Here is a 16,499-nt window from a genome sequence, read left to right as displayed (position 1 = left end):
AAGCGAGGGTGAAGTCAGCCGCAATTATAAAAAGCGAGCCCCTCCGGCGGCTCATTGAAGCCAGATAAAACCCAAGTACTCGCATTTGTGACGTAAGTTGTGAATCGGCGCTGTTACGTTCCCTTTTGACAACGCTTGATGCGACAGTTGGGGCCAAGGCGCTTGGTTGGCGCTACACGTCCTGATAGCATGCAACCACACGCAAATATTTCCAATCGTTACAAACACAACGGGATATAACTTGGCTGCCTTGGGATCGCTGTTTAGCCGTCAACCCGCGCCGTTGCTCGGGTTGGACGTCAGCTCCTCCAGTGTCAAGCTGGTCGAGCTCGGCCGCGACGCCAGCGGCAAGTTGATTCTGGAACGTTGCGCGATCGAGCCACTGGAGCGCGGCTGGATCACCGATGGCAACGTCGAGAAATTCGATGAAGTGGCCGAGGCAGTTCGCCGTGCCGTGCGCAAAAGCGGCAGCCGGACCAAGAACGCCGCCCTGGCCCTGCCACCCTCGGCTGTCATCACGAAGAAGATTGTCCTGCCTGGGGGCATGAGCGAGCAGGAGCTCGAGATCCAGGTCGAGTCCGAGGCCAATCAATACATCCCCTTCTCGCTCGACGAGGTCAGCCTGGACTTCTGCGTCATCGGCCAGAGCGCCAGCGCGGCGGGCGATGTCGAGGTCCTGATCGCCGCCTCGCGCAAGGAAAAGGTCCAGGACCGCCAGGGCTTGGCCGAAGCGGCTGGCCTGAAGGCCGTGATTCTGGATGTCGAATCCTATGCCTCGCGACTGGCGACGGCGCGGCTGATCGAGCAGCTGCCCGGCCAGGGCCGCGACGCGGTGGTGGCCCTGTTTGAAGTGGGCGCCTTCACCACCAGCATGCAGGTGCTGCGCAACCAGGAAGTGCTCTACGACCGTGACCAGGCCTTCGGTGGCGCCCAGCTCACGCAGCTGATCGTGCGGCAGTACGGCTTTTCCGCCGAGGAGGCGGAGACCAAGAAGCGCAGCGGCGACCTGCCCGACGACTACGGCTCGGGCGTGCTCAAGCCCTTCGTGGCGAGCATCGCGCAGGAAATCGCGCGCGCGCTCCAGTTCTTCTTCACCAGTACGCCGCACAACCGCGTCGACTACGTGCTGCTGGCGGGCGGCTCGGCCGCGCTGCCCGGCCTTACCAGTGCCGTGACGCGTCAGACCTCCTTCGCCTGCTCGCTGGTCAATCCCTTCGACGGCATGGAGATCGGCAGCGGCATCCGCGAGAAGAAGGTCCGGCGCGAGGCGCCCTCATACCTGACCTCGTGCGGGCTTGCCATGCGGAGGTTCCTGCAGTGATCCTGATCAACCTGCTCCCGCACCGGGAAGCTGCACGCAAGCGCCGGCGCGAAACCTTCTATGCCACCCTCGGTGCCTCGGCCGTGGCGGGCTTCCTGATCGCGGGCGGCGCCTTTCTTTGGTACCAGGCCCAGATCTCCAGCCAGCAGGGCAAGAACAGCTTCCTCCAGGCTGAGATCAAGAAACTCGAGGCCGAGATCAAGGAAATTTCTACGTTGCAGGCCGAAATCGCCGCCCTGCGCGCCCGCCAGCAGGCCGTCGAGGACCTGCAGGGAGACCGCAACATGCCCGTGCACCTGCTCAACGAGCTCGTGCGGCAGCTGCCCGATGGCGTCTACCTGACGAGCATGAAGCAGGAAAACCAGACCGTCACGCTTCTCGGCCAGGCGCAGTCCAACGAGCGGGTCTCGGAACTGCTGCGCAACCTGGGCAACAACAGCCCTTGGCTGGTCAAGCCGGAGCTGATCGAAATTACTTCCGGCAATGTCAGCCTGAGCGCGCGCGACCAGCGTCGCGTGGCGAACTTCACGATGCGCATCGGGCTCAAGCGGCCTACGGATGCGCAGAAGGCTGCGACCGGCGCAGGCGCGGCGACATCGGCCGCAGGCAAAGGCTGAGCGTCATCATGGCAACCCAACGCGCATCCTCCAACATCGACATCGGCGCCGCCCTGCAGCGCTTCGGCGACCAGTTTCGGGGGCTGAATCCGAACGATCCCTCGGTCTGGCCGCCGGTGCCGCGCTACGCGCTGTGCGTGGTGGTCACTGCTCTGGTCCTGGTGGCCCTGTGGTTCGTCTGGCTCACCAATTCGAACGACGAGCTCGAGGCCGAGCGGGCCAAGGAAGTCGCGCTCAGGGCCGACTACCAGAAGAAGGTGGGGCAGGCCGCCAATCTCGAGTTGCTCAAGAAGCAGCGCGAGCAGGTGCAGCAGTACGTGACGTTGCTCGAAAAGCAACTGCCGAGCAAGGCCGAGATGGATGCCTTGCTCTCCGATATCAACCAGGCCGGCCTCGGCCGCAGTCTGCAGTTCGAGCTGTTCCGCCCGGGCCAGATCATCGTGAAGGACTACTACGCGGAGCTGCCGATCGCCGTGCGCGTCACCGGGCGCTACCACGACATGGGTGCCTTCGCCGCAGACGTCGCCAATCTCTCGCGCATCGTGACCTTGAACAATCTGGCCGTCACGCCCGGTAAAGACGGCGTCCTGACGATGGACGCCACCGCGCGGACCTTCCGCTATCTGGACGAGGAAGAGCAGGCGGCGCAGAAGCGCGCCGCGGCGGGAGCACAAAAGAAATGAGCAGGCTTGCCTTTGTGCTGTGCATCGGTGCAGCGGCCGTCGGCCTGAGCGGCTGCATCGGCTCTGAACAGGATGAACTCCAGCAGTGGATGGCCGAGCAGCGGGCGCAGGTGCGCCCCACCGTGCCGCCCATCACGGAACCCAAGAAGTTCACGCCCCAGGCCTACACCGAAGGCAGTGCGTTCGAGCCCTTCAACATGCAGAAGCTCACGCAGGCCCTGCGCCGTGATTCGGCCCAGCCGAGCACTTCGGGCCTCATCGCGCCGGAGTTGGCACGCCGCAAGGAGGCGCTGGAGGCTTTCCCGCTCGATTCGATGGCGATGGTGGGCAGCATGAACCGCAATGGACAGCCGGTGGCCCTGGTCACCGTCGACAAGCTTCTCTACCAGGTTCGGGTGGGGAGCTATCTGGGACTCAACTACGGGCGCATCACCCGTATCAGCGAAACCGAACTCGCCTTGCGTGAAATCGTGCAGGACGCCGCCGGTGAATGGATCGAACGCGTGGCGACGCTGCAGTTGCAAGAGAGGTCGAAATGAAACCCAAGAATTCAAGGTTCGCGCAGTGGCTGCGCGTGGTCAGCGTCAGCCTGCTCGCGCTCGGCGCGGTCGCGGCGGCACATGCGCAGAACGCAATCGAGTCGGTCACTACCTCGATGCAATCGGGTGCCGAAGTCATCCGGATCGACCTGACTCAACCGCTGGTCGCGGCGCCCACGGGCTTCGCCATCCAGACGCCGGCGCGCATCGCGCTCGACTTCCCGGGCGTGACGAATGCCATCGGCCGCTCGGCGATCGACGTCAACCAAGGCAACCTGCGCTCCATCAATGTGGTGCAGGCCGGTGAGCGTACGCGCCTGGTGCTGAACCTCAAGCAGGCCACGGCGTACAAGGCCGAGATCCAGGGCAAGTCGCTCCTGGTTTCGCTGGAGCCCGTCCCCGGTGCCGCGCTCGTCGCCTCGACGCCGCAGGCCTTCGCCGAGAACCGCAACCGCGACACCCTGCCGCTGCGCGACGTCGATTTCCGCCTGGGCTCGGACAACACCGGCCGTGTAGTGGTCGACCTGGCCAACAACCAGGTGGGTGTCGACATCCGGCAACAAGGCCGCAATCTGGTGGTGGAATTCACCAAGTCGACCTTGCCCGAAGGCCTGCGCCGCCGCCTCGACGTCTCGGACTTCGGCACCCCCGTGCAGACCGTGACGACCCAGCAGGCCGGCGACCGCGTGCGCATGACCATCGAGCCCAAGGGCGACTGGGAGCACAGCGCCTACCAGAGCGAGAACCAGTTCGTGGTCGAGGTGCGCCCGCGCAAGGTCGACCCGACCAAGCTGACCCAGGGCGTGGGCTACACCGGCGAGAAGCTGTCGCTGAACTTCCAGAACATCGAGATCCGCTCCCTGCTGCAGGTGATCGCCGATTTCACCAACTTCAACATCGTGACCTCGGATTCGGTCACCGGCGCGTTGACCCTTCGCCTGAAGGACGTGCCTTGGGACCAGGCCCTGGACATCATCATGCAGGCCAAGAACCTGGGCATGCGCAAGAACGGCAGCGTGCTGTGGATCGCGCCCAAGGACGAGATCAACGCCAAGGAAAAGCTCGAGTTCGAGGCGCAAGCCGCGATCCAGAACCTGGAGCCGGTGCGCACCCAGTCCTTCCAGCTGAACTACACCAAAGCGGTCACGATCGCGCAGGGCCTCACGGGCACCGGCCAGGCCAGCGGCGGCGGCTCGGGCACCACCACCCGCATCCTGAGCTCGCGCGGCAGCGTGATCGCCGAATCGCGCACCAACCAGCTCTTCGTGTCGGACATCCCCTCCCGCCTCCAACAGGTCGCCGAGCTGATCCAGAAACTCGACGTGCCGGTGCGCCAGGTGCTGATCGAGGCGCGTATCGTCGAGGCCTCGGACACCTTCGGCAAAAACCTGGGCGTGCGTTTGGGCGGCGGCGTCGCCGGCGGCTCGGTGGGCTCCAACAACGGCCGCCCGGTGTTCGGCAACATCGGCGCGATCCCCGTCGTGACGGCGGCCACCGCGACCACCCCGGCCAGCGCGCTCACGACCTTCACGAACTCGAATTTCGTGAACCTGCCCTCGACCGGCGTGGCCGGCAACGGCAACGCGCCGGGAACCTTCGCCATCTCGCTCTTCAACTCCAGCTTCTCGCGCATGCTGAACCTGGAAATCTCGGCCCTCGAAGCCGACGGCAAGGGCAAGGTGGTGTCCAGCCCCCGCGTGGTGACGGCAGACCAGACCAAGGCGCTGATCGAGCAGGGCACGGAACTGCCCTACCAGGTCGCCACCTCCAGCGGTGCCACCTCGATCGCCTTCCGCAAGGCCAACCTCAAGCTCGAAGTCACGCCGCAGATCACGCCCGAGGGCAATATCATCCTGACGCTGGACGTCAACAAGGACACGGTCGGCCAGGCGACGACCGCCGGCTTCGCGATCAACACCAAGCACGTGCAGACCGAAGTGCTGGTCGAGAACGGCGGAACCGTGGTTATCGGTGGTATCTTCGAGCTCACCGAAACCAGCGACGAATCGCGCGTGCCGGTGCTGGGTGAAGTGCCCTATGTCGGGGCGCTGTTCCGCACACGCAATCGCGTTGCCAACAAGACCGAAATGCTCGTCTTTATCACCCCAAAGATGATTACCGACCGTAACGCCGCGCGCTGAAACGCGCGGGCGTTCGCAGCACCGCGTGGCGGTCGCACTCGTCGGTCTGCCCGGCGCCGGAAAGTCCGCAGTGGGCCGGCGCCTGGCGCAGCGGCTCCAGCTTCCCTTCATCGACAGCGATGACCTGATCGAGCGGCGCATCGGCTGTTCCATCCGCGACTACTTCGAGCGCGAGGGAGAGCAGAGCTTCCGCGACCTCGAGCAGACCGTGATCACCGAGCTCGCGGCGTCGGCCCAGGGCATCGTGTCGACCGGCGGCGGTTCCGTGCTGCGCGAGGCCAACCGGGTCCAGCTGCGTACGAACTTCCACGTGATCTACCTGCATTCCTCGCCCGAGGACCTGTTCAGGCGCCTTCGCCACGATGTCAAGCGGCCGCTGCTGCAGGTGGCCGATCCGCTGGGCCGTCTGCACGAGCTCTACACCGCCCGCGATCCGCTTTACCGCGAGGCCGCCCACGACGTGGTCGAGACCGGCCGCCCTTCGGTCGCGATGCTGGTGAACATCATCGTGATGCAGCTGGAGCTGGCCGGCCTCATACCCCCCGGCTCCCACAGCGATCCGCCGGGCTGAGCCGGGGCCTGGGCGCCGTGCGCCTAAACTCGGAGCCATGCGAGTGTCCGCCTCCCCCGAATGCGTCGAGATCCACCTCGGCGAGCGCAGCTATCCGATCCTGATCGGCAGCGAGCTGCTCGGCGACCCAACTCATTTCGATGCCGTGCCCGCAGCCGCCACGGCCCTGATCGTCACCAACACCACCGTGGCGCCGCTCTATGGAGAGGCCCTGCACCGGACGCTGGCCGGCCGCTTCCGGGCCGTGCATCTGCTGGAACTGCCGGACGGCGAGACGCACAAGGACTGGCCAACGCTGAACCTGATCTTCGACGCCTTGCTGAGTCATGGCTGTGACCGCAAGACGGTGCTCTTCGCCCTCGGTGGCGGGGTGGTGGGCGACATGACCGGATTCGCCGCCGCCAGCTACATGCGCGGCGTGCCCTTCGTCCAGGTGCCCACCACGCTGCTCGCGCAGGTCGATTCGTCCGTGGGCGGCAAGACGGCGATCAATCATCCGCTCGGCAAGAACATGATCGGCGCCTTCTACCAGCCGCGCCTCGTGCTGTGCGACCTCTCCACGCTGACCACGCTGCCGCCGCGCGAGCTCAGCGCGGGCCTGGCCGAGATCATCAAGTACGGCCCGATCTACGACATGGCATTTTTCGACTGGATCGAGGCGAACGTCGAAGCGCTGGTCGCCCGGGACCCGGGGGCGCTGGCCCATGCGGTCCGGCGCAGCTGCGAGATCAAGGCCGCGGTCGTGGGGCAGGACGAGCGCGAGACCGGCTTGCGGGCGATCCTGAACTTCGGCCACACCTTCGGCCACGCCATCGAGGCCGGCATGGGCTACGGCCGCTGGCTGCACGGCGAAGCGGTCGGATGCGGCATGGTCCTGGCCGCCCATCTGTCGCAACGCCTCGGCGGCGTCGATGCGGCCTTCGTCCAGCGGCTGTCGACGCTGGTCGAGCGTGCGGGCCTGCCGGTGACCGCCCCCGCGCTCGGCGCCGAGCGCTACCTCGAGCTGATGCGCATCGACAAGAAATCGGAAGCCGGCGAGATCCGATTCGTGGTGATCGACAAGCCCGGCTCGGCCGTCATGCGCAGCGCCCCCGACGCCATCGTGCGCGAGGTGCTGGCGCAGTGCTGTGCGGACTGAATCCGGCAGCAGGGCGATGAGCCTGGCACGCTACGCCAGCCATCCGGCGCAGTCCCGCGGCCGGCGCCATGTCGAGGCGCCGGCTCCCACGCGCGACGTCTTCCAGCGCGATCGCGACCGCATCGTTCATTCCACGGCTTTCCGGCGGCTCGTCTACAAGACCCAGGTTTTCCTCAACCACGAGGGCGATCTGTTCCGCACCCGCCTCACGCATTCCCTCGAAGTGGCCCAGCTCGGCCGCTCCATTGCGCGCTCGTTGCGCCTCAACGAGGACTTGGTGGAAGCCATCGCGCTGGCCCACGACCTGGGCCACACGCCCTTCGGCCATGCGGGGCAGGACGCGCTGGATGCCTGCATGGCGGAACACGGCGGCTTCGAGCACAACCTGCAGAGCCTGCGGGTGGTGGATGCGCTCGAGCATCGCTATCCGCAGTACGACGGGCTCAACCTGAGCTTCGAGACGCGCGAGGGCATCCTCAAGCATTGCTCGCGCGCCAATGCCGAGCGCCTGGAGGCAGCCGAGCCGGGCGGGGTAGCGCGGCGTTTCCGCGATCGCACCCAGCCGAGCCTCGAGGCACAGCTGTGCAACCTCGCCGACGAGATCGCCTACAACGCGCATGACATCGACGATGGCGTGCGCTCGGGGCTCATCGGCCTCGAACGGCTGGGCGAGGTCGCGCTGTTCAGCCGCTACCTGCGCGAGACGCTCGACGAGCATCCGCAGCTGCAGGGCCGGCGCGTGCTCTACGAAGCCATCCGCCGCATGCTGAGCGCTCAGGTTTACGACGTGATCGACGCCACGCACAGCGCGCTCGAGGCGACAGCGCCCGCCGATGTGGATGCGGTGCGCCGTGCCGTGCCGCTGGTGCTCTTCAGCGAGACCATGCGCGCCCAGTCCACCGAGCTGAAGCAGTTTCTCTTCCGCAACCTCTACCGGCATCCGCGCGTCATGCAGACCACGAGCCGGGCGAAGGAGGTGGTGCGCGAGCTGTTCGCGGCCTACATCGACGATGCGCAGCAGATGCCGGCGTCCTACGCGCAACGCGACGATCGCCACCGCGCGGTGGCCGACTACATCGCCGGCATGACGGACCGCTTCGCGATCCGCGAGCACGAACGCATCACGGGACGGCCGTGGAGCGAATGAGCGCCATGTCTTCGCGTGCACGCATCCCAGGCGCCGCGCTGGCCGTGGTGCTGGCCGGCGTGGCCGCGGCCCTGCACCTGGGCAAGCTGCCGCCGGCAGTGCCGGCGCTGCAGGCGACGCTGGGCATCGACCTGGTCGAAGCAGGCTTCCTGCTGTCGCTGGTGCAGGTCGCGGGCATGTGCCTGGGCATCGTGTTCGGCCTGATGGCCGACGCCATCGGCTTGCGGCGCAGCATGCTGGCGGGCCTTGCCGTGGTGACCGTTGCGAGCGTGCTCGGCGGCCTGGTCGGGAGCACGGCCGATGCCGGCCCGGGCGCCGTTCGCTGGCTGTTCGTCCTGCGCGCGCTCGAAGGCCTGGGCTTCCTGCTGGCGGTGATGCCCGGGCCCGGGCTGATCCGTTCGCTCGCGCCGCCGAGCGCAGAGAAGAAGGCGCTCGGCCTCTGGGGCGCCTACATGCCCCTGGGCGTGGCGCTGGCGCTCCTGCTCGGCCCGGCCTTGATCGCCTGGGGCGGTTGGCCGGGCTGGTGGTGGGTGTTGTCCCTGGTCTCGGCTGCCGCGGCGCTGTGGGTGCTGCTCGTTGTGCCGGCGGACAGGCGGCCGCCCGTTGCGCCGGGAGCCCCTTCGTCTTCGCGCTGGTCGGCGCGCCTGTTCGACACGGCCCGCTCCGGCGGCCCCTGGACGCTGGCATCGGCCTTCGCCGTCTACTCCTCGCAATGGATGGCCGTGATCGGTTTTCTGCCCGCGATCTATGCCGACGCCGGCGTGCCGGCCGCCTGGAGCGCGGCGTTGACCGCGCTCGCCGCCGCGATGAACATCGTCGGCAACGTCAGCGGCGGCCGCTTCCTGCAGCACGGCGTCGCGCCCGAGCGCCTGCTGCGCTGGGGCTTCGTCGCGATGGCGCTGGGCAGCGTCGCGGCCTTTGCGCAGATCGGCCCGGCCGGGAGCGCCGCGAGCCTGCCGCCCGCGCTGCGCTACCTCGCCGTGTGCCTGTTCTCGCTGGCCGGCGGAATGATTCCGGCGACGCTCTTCATGCTTTCCATCCGGCTTGCGCCAAGTCCCTCGACGGTCTCGACGACCGTGGGGATGATGCAGCAGGCCTCCTCGCTCGGCCAGTTCATCGCCCCGCCGGTGGTCGCCTGGATCGCCCATCGGGCCGGGGGCTGGCAATGGACCTGGGTCGTGACCCTCGCCTGCTCCATGGCGGGCCTGGCACTGGCGGCGCGCGTGGCGCCCGCGAGATCCCGCACAGGGACTGCGACATGAACGACCATCCTCTCATCACTGCCGAGCAGGCACGGGCGGACACGCAGCGCTGGCTCGAGCGTGCCGTGATCGGCCTCAACCTCTGTCCCTTCGCCAAGGCCGTGCATGCACGAGGCCAGATCCACTATGCGCTGTACCTGCAGGACGAGGAGGGCGGCTTGATCGACGCCTTGCTCGACGAGGCGCGCGCGCTGGCGGCCTGCGGGGCTTCCGAGCGCGACACCACCCTCCTGATCGCCCCCAACACCTTGGCCGACTTCCTGGACTTCAACGATTTCACCGCCCGCGCCGAGCGCCGTCTGGCGCGCGCGGGCTTCGAGGGTCAGTTCCAGCTGGCCAGCTTCCATCCGCGTTTCCAGTTCGCCGGAGCCGAGCCCGAAGACATCACGAATGCGACCAATCGCGCCCCCTACCCAACGCTGCATCTGTTGCGCGAGGACAGCGTGAGCCGCGCCGTCGAGGCCTTTCCCGATGCGCACGCCATCTTCGGTCGCAACATGCAGATCCTGCAGCAGCTCGGCACCGAGGGCTGGTCGGCCCTGGACGTCGGGCCGGGCGGAGCGCCGCGATGAACGGCAAGGCCGTCGCCAAGGCCTCGAAGGCCGAAGCCGAACTGCAGGAGGTCCTGCGTCCGGGCCAGTCGATCGAGCTGCTGAAGGAGCTGCACATCCTCACGCGCGAAGGGCGGCTCAACCAGGACTCGCGCCGCAAGCTCAAGCAGGTCTACCACCTGTTCCAGTTCATCGAGAAGCTGCTGCTCGAGCTGCCGGAGGAGGGCGCGCACGCCAGCCTGGCCGACCACGGGGCAGGGAAGTCCTATCTCGGCTTCATCCTCTACGACCTGTTCTTCGGCCCACGCGGCGGGGGGCGGGTGTACGGCATCGAAACGCGGGCCGACCTGGTCGACAAGTCGCGCGCGCTGGCGAAGCGGCTGGGCTTCGACCGCATGGCCTTTCTCAACATCAGCGCGGCCGAATCCGCCGACGCGGCCGAGCTGCCGGCGCAGATCGACGTAGTGACCGCCTTGCATGCCTGCGACACCGCCACCGACGACGCCATCGCCTTCGGCCTCGCGAAGCAGGCGCGCTTCATGGTGCTGGTGCCCTGTTGCCAGGCCGAGGTCGCGGCCTGCCTGCGCCAGACCAAGGCGCTGTCGCTCTCGCGCACGCCCCTGGCCGAGCTCTGGCGCCATCCTCTGCACACGCGCGAGATCGGCAGCCAGCTCACCAACGTCTTGCGCTGCCTCTATCTGGAGGCCAACGGCTACCAGGTCACGGTCACGGAGCTGGTGGGTTGGGAGCACAGTCTGAAGAACGAGCTGATCATTGCGCGCCGTACCGGCCAGCGCAAAGCCAGCGCCGCGGCCCGGCTCCAGGAACTGCTGGCCCAGTTCGGGTTGGAGTCGCTGCTGGAGACGCGCTTCCGTCCGGGCTGATCCTCACCATGGCCCGCCTTCCACGTCTCACGCTGGCCGAGCAGCCGCACCACGTGATCCAGCGGGGCAACAACCGCCAGGCCATCTTCGTCGACAACGCCGACCGCGAGATGCTGCTGGCGCTGCTCGGCGAGAACGCGGCGCGCTTCGGCATCGCGCTGCATGCCTACGTGCTGATGGACAACCACTACCACCTGCTGGCCACGCCGGCGAGTGCGGACGGTCTCCCGCTGTGGATGCAGGCCGTGGGCCGGCGCTACGTGCGCTACTTCAACGACCGGCACGGGCGCACCGGCACCCTGTGGGAGGGGCGCTACAAGTCCACGCTGATCCAGACCGAGCGCTACCTGCTGACCTGCATGGCCTACATCGACCTCAACCCGGTGCGCGCCGGCATGGTCGCCGAGGCCCGCGACTATCCCTGGTCCAGCCATGCGCACTACGCCGGGCTGCGGCACGACAAGCTGCTGACGCCGCACCCGCTCTACTGGTCGCTGGGCAACACGCCCTTCGCCCGCGAGGCCGCCTACGCCGAGATGGTGCGTGGCGGCGTGGCGGGCGCCGACCAGACCCTGCTCACCGAGGCCACGCTGCACGGATGGGCGGCGGGCGATCGGGACTTCCTCGAGGCGCTGCAGAAGAACACGTCGCGACGGGTCCTGAAGGCGCGGCCCGGGCGTCCTCCCTCTGCCCGAGGCTGACACCGCTGAGCCTCGGATGCGAGACCCAAGGGTTGCCTTCCGTTCCTTCCAATATGTCCCTATTTTTTATCCGAGCCAAAGACTCAAGATTTAATGGGAATCTGACCCTAAATAAAACACTTGGCATTGTTTGTGCAACGCAATATCCTTCCCCTCCCTGCGAAAAACTGAAGGAGCGCGCCCATGACGACGGCTGCCGAGATCGAGCATCTCCAACAACACGGTCTTTATTCCGCCGCCGACGAGCACGATTCGTGCGGCGTCGGCTTCGTGGCCCACATCAAGGGCGAGAAGAGCCATTCGATCGTCCTGCAGGGCTTGAAGATTCTCGAGAATCTCGACCATCGCGGCGCAGTGGGCGCTGACAAGCTGATGGGCGATGGCGCCGGCATCCTGATCCAGCTGCCCGACGTCCTCTACCGCGACGAGATGGCCAAACAGGGCGTCACGCTCCCGCCGCCCGGCGAATACGGCGTCGGCATGGTCTTCCTGCCCAAGGAGCACGCATCGCGCGAAGCCTGCGAGCAGGAACTGGAGCGCGCCGTCAAGGCCGAAGGCCAGGTGCTGCTGGGCTGGCGCGACGTGCCGGTCAACCGCGAGATGCCGATGTCCCCGGCCGTGCGCAAGAAGGAGCCGCTGCTGCGCCAGATCTTCATCGGCCGCGGCAACGACGTCATCGTGCAGGACGCCCTGGAGCGCAAGCTCTACGTGATCCGCAAGACCGCCAGTGCCGCCATCCAGCGCCTGAAGCTCAAGCACAGCAAGGAGTACTACGTCCCCAGCATGTCGAGCCGCACCGTGGTCTACAAGGGCCTGCTGCTGGCCGACCAGGTCGGCACCTACTACCTCGACCTGCAGGACAAGCGCTGCATCTCGGCCCTGGGTCTGGTGCACCAGCGCTTCTCGACCAACACCTTCCCCGAGTGGCCGCTGGCCCACCCGTACCGCTACGTCGCCCACAACGGCGAGATCAACACCGTCAAGGGCAACTACAACTGGATGAAGGCGCGCGAGGGCGTGATGTCCTCGCCGGTGCTGGGCACCGACCTGCAGAAGCTCTACCCCATCAGCTTCGCCGACCAGTCCGACACCGCCACCTTCGACAACTGCCTCGAACTGCTCACCATGGCCGGCTACCCGATCAGCCAGGCCGTGATGATGATGATCCCCGAGCCCTGGGAGCAGCACGCGACCATGGACCCGCGCCGCCGCGCCTTCTACGAATACCACGCGGCCATGCTGGAGCCCTGGGACGGCCCGGCCTCGATCGTCTTCACCGACGGCCGCCAGATCGGCGCCACGCTGGACCGCAACGGCCTGCGCCCCTCGCGCTACTGCGTGACCGACGACGACCTGGTCATCATGGCCTCCGAGTCCGGCGTGCTGCCGGTCCCCGAGCAGAAGATCGTTCGCAAGTGGCGCCTGCAGCCGGGCAAGATGTTCCTCATCGACCTGGAGCAGGGGCGCATGATCGACGACGAGGAGGTCAAGGCCACCCTCGCCAACAGCAAGCCCTACAAGCAGTGGATCGAGAACCTGCGCATCAAGCTCGACAGCGTCGAGGCCGAGGCCGTGCAGCCGCCGCTGAGCCAGGTCGCGCTGCTCGACCGCCAGCAGGCCTTCGGCTACACGCAGGAAGACATCAAGTTCCTGATGAGCCCGATGGCCGCCGCCGGCGAGGAGGGCATCGGCTCCATGGGCAACGACAGCCCGCTGGCCGTGCTGTCCAACAAGAACAAGCCGCTCTACAACTACTTCAAGCAGCTGTTCGCGCAGGTCACGAACCCGCCCATCGACCCGATCCGCGAGGCGATCGTGATGTCGCTGGTGTCCTTCATCGGCCCGAAGCCGAACCTGCTGGACATCAACCAGGTCAACCCGCCGATGCGGCTGGAAGTGAGCCAGCCCATCCTCGACTTCGCCGACATGGCGAAGCTGCGCGACATCGGCACCTACACGCAGGGCAAGTTCAAGAGCTACACGCTGGACATCACCTACCCGCTCGCCTGGGGCGAGGAGGGCGTGGAAGCCAAGCTCGCCTCGCTGTGCGCCGAGGCGGTCGATGCCATCAAGGGCGGCCACAACATCCTGATCGTGAGCGACCGCGCGGTCAGCGCCACGCAGATCGCCATCCCCGCGCTGCTCGCGCTCTCGGCCATCCACCAGTACCTGGTGCGCGAGGGCCTGCGCACCACCGCCGGCCTGGTGGTCGAGACCGGTTCGGCGCGCGAGGTGCATCACTTCGGCGTGCTGGCCGGCTATGGCGCCGAGGCGGTCCATCCGTACCTCGCGCTGGAAACGCTGGCCGCCATGCACGAGGACCTTTCCGGTGACCTGAGCGCCGAGAAGGCGATCTACAACTACGTCAAGGCGATCGGCAAGGGTCTGTCCAAGATCATGTCGAAGATGGGTGTCAGCACCTATATGAGCTACTGCGGCGCCCAGCTCTTCGAGGCCATCGGCCTCAACAGCGACACGGTGGCCAAGTACTTCACCGGCACCGCCAGCCGGGTCGAAGGCATCGGCGTGTTCGAGATCGCGCAGGAAGCCATCCGCATGCACAAGGCGGCCTTCGGCGACGACCCGGTGCTCGCCCACATGCTGGACGCCGGCGGCGAATACGCCTGGCGCACCCGCGGCGAGGAGCACATGTGGACGCCGGACGCCATCGCCAAGCTGCAGCACAGCACGCGCGCCAACAACTTCAACACCTACAAGGAATACGCGCAGCTCATCAACGACCAGAACCGGCGCCACCTCACGCTGCGCGGCCTGTTCGAGTTCCGCATCGACCCGGCCAAGGCGATTCCTGTGGACGAGGTCGAGCCCGCGAGCGAGATCGTCAAGCGCTTCGCCACCGGCGCCATGTCGCTGGGATCGATCAGCACCGAGGCGCACTCGACGCTGGCGGTGGCGATGAACCGCATCGGCGGCAAGAGCAACACCGGCGAGGGCGGCGAGGACCCGGCGCGCTACCGCAACGAGCTCAAGGGCATCCCCATCAAGGTGGGCGACACGCTCAAGAGCGTGATCGGCGAGGCCAACGTCGAGGTCGACCTGCCGCTGGAAGACGGCGACTCCCTGCGCTCGAAGATCAAGCAGGTCGCCTCCGGCCGCTTCGGCGTCACGGCCGAATACCTCTCGTCGGCGGACCAGCTGCAGATCAAGATGGCGCAGGGCGCCAAGCCCGGCGAAGGCGGCCAGCTGCCCGGCGGCAAGGTCTCCAACTACATCGGCCAACTGCGCTACTCGGTGCCCGGCGTGGGCCTGATCTCGCCCCCGCCGCACCACGACATCTACTCCATCGAAGACCTGGCGCAGCTGATCCACGACCTGAAGAACGTCGCGCCGCATGCCAGCGTCAGCGTCAAGCTGGTGAGCGAGGTCGGCGTGGGCACCATCGCGGCGGGCGTGGCCAAGTGCAAGAGCGACCACGTCGTGATTGCCGGCCATGACGGCGGCACCGGCGCCTCGCCGTGGTCCTCGATCAAGCATGCGGGCAGCCCCTGGGAGATCGGTCTGGCCGAGACCCAGCAGACCCTGGTGCTCAACCGCCTGCGCGGCCGCATCCGCGTGCAGGCCGACGGCCAGATGAAGACCGGCCGCGACGTCGCGATCGGCGCGCTGCTGGGCGCCGACGAGTTCGGCTTCGCGACCGCGCCGCTGGTGGTCGAGGGCTGCATCATGATGCGCAAGTGCCATCTCAACACCTGCCCGGTCGGCGTCGCCACGCAGGACCCGGTGCTGCGCAAGAAGTTCTCGGGCAGGCCCGAGCACGTGGTGAACTACTTCTTCTTCGTCGCCGAGGAAGTGCGCCAGATCATGGCGCAGCTGGGCATCCGCAAGTTCGATGATCTGATCGGACGCGCCGACCTGCTCGACACCCGCAAGGGCATCGAGCACTGGAAGGCCCGCGGCCTGGACTTCAGCCGCCTGTTCGCGCAGCCGAACGTGCCGGCCGAGGTGCCGCGCTTCCACGTCGAGGCACAGGACCACGGCCTCGCGAAGAGCCTGGACAACAAGCTCATCGAGAAGTCGCGCCCCGCCATCGAGAAGGGCGAGAAGGTGCAGTTCATCGAGGTGGCGCGCAACGTCAACCGCTCGGTGGGCGCCATGCTCTCGGGCGCGCTGACCAAGGTGCATCCGCAGGGTCTGCCCGACGATTCGATCCGCATCCAGCTCGAGGGCACGGGCGGCCAATCCTTCGGTGCCTTCCTGGCGCGCGGCATCACGCTCTACCTGATCGGCGACGCCAACGACTACACCGGCAAGGGCCTCTCGGGCGGGCGAGTGGTGGTGCGCCCCAGCCTGGACTTCCGCGGCGAGGCCACGCGCAACACCATCGTCGGCAACACCGCGCTCTACGGCGCGACCACCGGCGAGGCCTTCTTGAGCGGCGTCGCGGGCGAGCGCTTCGCCGTGCGCCTGTCGGGCGCCACCGCCGTGGTCGAAGGCACGGGCGACCATGGCTGCGAGTACATGACCGGCGGCACGGTGGTGGTACTCGGCAAGACCGGGCGCAACTTCGCGGCCGGCATGAGCGGCGGCGTCGCCTTCGTCTACGACGAGGACGGCCAGTTCGCCTCGCGCTGCAACCTGGCGATGGTTTCGCTCGACAAGGTGCTGACCTCGGCCGAGCAGACTGCCAGCGTGCATCGCAAGATCTGGCACGAGGGCGAGACCGACGAGGCCAGGCTCAAGAAGCTGCTGGAGGACCACCACCGCTGGACCGGCAGCAAGCGCGCGCGCGAGCTGCTCGACACCTGGGCGGTGGCGCGCACGCGCTTCGTCAAGGTCTTCCCGAACGAGTACAAGCGCGCGCTGGCCGAGATCCACGACCGCAAGGTCGAGCTCACCAGCAGCGGCAACAACGCGCATGTGGGCCTCGAGCCGCACGCCATGACGAAGCCGGCGGTGGCCGCCTGAGCGCCGCTTGAACGAAGA

At 67.2% G+C, this 16,499-nt stretch carries 13 protein-coding genes; all 13 read left to right on the top strand.

Features of this window, described 5'->3' with window-relative positions:
• Positions 1–241: 241 nt before the first annotated feature.
• The 13 genes from AC3A6X_RS03055 (at position 242) to AC3A6X_RS02995 (ending at position 16,481) form a co-directional block, all read left to right on the top strand.
• A complete protein-coding gene (locus tag AC3A6X_RS03055) occupies positions 242–1,321 on the top strand; it encodes a pilus assembly protein PilM (RefSeq protein ID WP_106555043.1) in 1,080 nt (359 codons plus the stop codon).
• Entirely contained in the window at positions 1,318–1,938 is a 621-nt protein-coding gene (locus AC3A6X_RS03050; RefSeq protein WP_487840747.1) for a PilN domain-containing protein, read from the top strand. Before AC3A6X_RS03055 ends, AC3A6X_RS03050 begins: the two co-directional genes overlap by 4 nt.
• Before the next feature lie 8 nt (positions 1,939–1,946).
• Positions 1,947–2,621: a type IV pilus inner membrane component PilO gene (locus tag AC3A6X_RS03045; RefSeq protein ID WP_487840746.1), complete on the top strand. Its 675-nt coding sequence runs from the start codon at positions 1,947–1,949 to the stop codon at positions 2,619–2,621.
• Positions 2,618–3,160: a pilus assembly protein PilP gene (locus AC3A6X_RS03040; protein WP_487840745.1), complete on the top strand. Its 543-nt coding sequence runs from the start codon at positions 2,618–2,620 to the stop codon at positions 3,158–3,160. Before AC3A6X_RS03045 ends, AC3A6X_RS03040 begins: the two co-directional genes overlap by 4 nt.
• Complete coding sequence (locus tag AC3A6X_RS03035) at positions 3,157–5,301, top strand: type IV pilus secretin PilQ (RefSeq protein ID WP_487840744.1); 2,145 nt, start codon at positions 3,157–3,159, stop codon at positions 5,299–5,301. The genes AC3A6X_RS03040 and AC3A6X_RS03035 overlap by 4 nt, the downstream gene beginning before the upstream one ends.
• A 25-nt stretch (positions 5,302–5,326) precedes the next feature.
• On the top strand, positions 5,327–5,872 hold the full coding sequence (locus AC3A6X_RS03030) for a shikimate kinase (RefSeq protein ID WP_487840743.1): 546 nt from the start codon (positions 5,327–5,329) through the stop codon (positions 5,870–5,872).
• A gap of 37 nt (positions 5,873–5,909) precedes the next feature.
• Positions 5,910–7,010, top strand: coding sequence for a 3-dehydroquinate synthase (gene aroB, locus AC3A6X_RS03025; protein WP_487840742.1), 1,101 nt, complete (start codon positions 5,910–5,912; stop codon positions 7,008–7,010).
• Positions 7,011–7,026: 16 nt separating this feature from the next.
• Positions 7,027–8,157, top strand: coding sequence for a deoxyguanosinetriphosphate triphosphohydrolase (locus AC3A6X_RS03020; protein ID WP_487840741.1), 1,131 nt, complete (start codon positions 7,027–7,029; stop codon positions 8,155–8,157).
• Entirely contained in the window at positions 8,154–9,419 is a 1,266-nt protein-coding gene (locus AC3A6X_RS03015) for an MFS transporter (protein WP_487840740.1), read from the top strand. The genes AC3A6X_RS03020 and AC3A6X_RS03015 overlap by 4 nt, the downstream gene beginning before the upstream one ends.
• Positions 9,416–9,991, top strand: coding sequence for a DUF1415 domain-containing protein (locus AC3A6X_RS03010; protein WP_487840739.1), 576 nt, complete (start codon positions 9,416–9,418; stop codon positions 9,989–9,991). Before AC3A6X_RS03015 ends, AC3A6X_RS03010 begins: the two co-directional genes overlap by 4 nt.
• A complete protein-coding gene (locus tag AC3A6X_RS03005; RefSeq protein ID WP_487840738.1) occupies positions 9,988–10,854 on the top strand; it encodes a class I SAM-dependent methyltransferase in 867 nt (288 codons plus the stop codon). Before AC3A6X_RS03010 ends, AC3A6X_RS03005 begins: the two co-directional genes overlap by 4 nt.
• 8 nt (positions 10,855–10,862) lie before the next feature.
• Complete coding sequence (locus AC3A6X_RS03000; RefSeq protein ID WP_487840737.1) at positions 10,863–11,555, top strand: transposase; 693 nt, start codon at positions 10,863–10,865, stop codon at positions 11,553–11,555.
• 183 nt (positions 11,556–11,738) lie between these two features.
• On the top strand, positions 11,739–16,481 hold the full coding sequence (locus AC3A6X_RS02995; protein WP_487840736.1) for a glutamate synthase-related protein: 4,743 nt from the start codon (positions 11,739–11,741) through the stop codon (positions 16,479–16,481).
• The last annotated feature ends 18 nt before the right edge of the window (positions 16,482–16,499 follow it).

This window comes from Variovorax sp. Soil_C_12, from assembly GCF_057657375.1.
The sequence above is the reverse complement of the archived record's forward strand: the minus strand, read 5'-3'. Positions and strand labels throughout refer to the sequence as shown.